Origin of the sequence: Streptomyces sp. NPDC016469 (genome assembly GCF_040632905.1) — a bacterium.
Taxonomy (GTDB): domain Bacteria; phylum Actinomycetota; class Actinomycetes; order Streptomycetales; family Streptomycetaceae; genus Streptomyces.
Map to the genome: position 1 here is coordinate 1 of NZ_JBEYCQ010000101.1, position 1,766 is coordinate 1,766.

General features: G+C 67.8%; 1 protein-coding gene. It reads right to left on the bottom strand.

Annotation, left to right across the window (positions count from 1 at the left end):
* On the bottom strand, window positions 1-1,766 hold a 1,766-nt coding region (gene scpA / locus ABZ565_RS35460), incomplete at both ends, for a methylmalonyl-CoA mutase (protein WP_361036441.1).

Consider the following 1,766-nt stretch of genomic DNA (forward strand, 5'->3'; position numbering starts at 1 on the left):
TCGCCCGGGGTCTGGAACAGTGGGCCGACGTCCACGTCGAAGCCCAGGTCGGCGAAGGCGGTCGCGATCACCTTCTGGCCCCGGTCGTGCCCGTCCTGGCCCATCTTGGCGACCAGGATGCGCGGACGCCGCCCCTCGGCCTCCTCGAACGCGTCGACCAGTGCGCGGGTGCGGTCCACGGACGGCGACTCCCCTGCCTCGTTGCGGTACACACCGGAGATCGTACGGATCTGGCCGGCGTGCCGGCCGTACACCTTTTCCAGGGCGTCGGAGATCTCGCCGACGGTGGCCTTGGCGCGGGCGGCGTCCACGGCCAGGGCGAGGAGGTTGCCGTCGCCCCGGTCGGCGGCCGTGGTGAGTGCGCGCAGGGTGTCCTGGCAGGCTTGCTCGTCGCGTTCCTCGCGCAGCCGGCGCAGTTTCTCGATCTGCTGGGCGCGCACGGAGGAGTTGTCGACTTTGAGGACGTCGATCTGTTCGTCGGTCTCGACCCGGTATTTGTTGACGCCGATCACGGGCTGGCGGCCGGAGTCGATGCGGGCCTGGGTGCGGGCGGCGGCTTCCTCGATGCGGAGCTTGGGGATGCCGGCGTCGATGGCCTTGGCCATGCCGCCGGCGGCCTCGACCTCCTCGATGTGCTGCCAGGCCCGGCGCGCCAGGTCGTACGTCAGCTTCTCGACGTACGCGCTGCCGCCCCACGGGTCGATGACCCGGCCGGTCCCGGACTCCTGCTGGAGCAGGAGCTGGGTGTTGCGGGCGATGCGCGCGGAGAAGTCCGTGGGCAGGGCCAACGCCTCATCGAGCGCGTTGGTGTGCAGGGACTGGGTGTGGCCCTGGGTGGCGGCCATCGCCTCCACGCAGGTGCGGGTGACGTTGTTGAACACGTCCTGCGCGGTCAGCGACCAGCCCGACGTCTGCGAGTGCGTGCGCAGCGACAGCGACTTGGCGTTCTTCGGCTCGAACTGCCGCACGAGCTTCGCCCACAGCAGCCGGGCGGCGCGCAGCTTCGCGATCTCCATGAAGAAGTTCATGCCGATCCCCCAGAAGAAGGACAGCCGGGGAGCGAACGCGTCGACGTCGAGGCCCGCGTTCTGTCCGGCGCGCAGGTACTCCACCCCGTCCGCCAGGGTGTACGCCAGCTCCAGATCGGCCGTCGCCCCGGCCTCCTGGATGTGGTAGCCGGAGATGGAGATCGAGTTGTAGCGCGGCATCCTCTGCGAGGTGTACGAGAAGATGTCGGAGATGATCCGCATCGACGGCTTCGGCGGATAGATGTAGGTGTTGCGGACCATGAACTCCTTCAGAATGTCGTTCTGAATGGTCCCGGCCAGCTTTTCCGGCGGTACGCCCTGTTCCTCGGCGGCCACGATGTACAGCGCGAGGACCGGCAGCACCGCGCCGTTCATCGTCATCGACACCGACATCCGGTCCAGCGGAATGCCGTCGAAGAGCTGACGCATGTCATAGATCGAGTCGATCGCCACACCCGCCATCCCCACATCGCCCGTCACCCGGGGATGATCGCTGTCATAGCCACGGTGCGTCGGCAGGTCGAAGGCGACCGACAGGCCCTTCTGCCCGGCCGCCAGATTGCGCCGGTAGAAGGCGTTGGACTCCTCGGCAGTGGAGAAGCCCGCGTACTGACGGATCGTCCAGGGCTGGTTCACGTACATCGTCGGATACGGACCCCGCAGAAACGGCGCGATCCCGGGGTACGTACCCAGGAAATCCACACCCTCCAGGTCACGCCCGGTGTACAACGGCTTGAC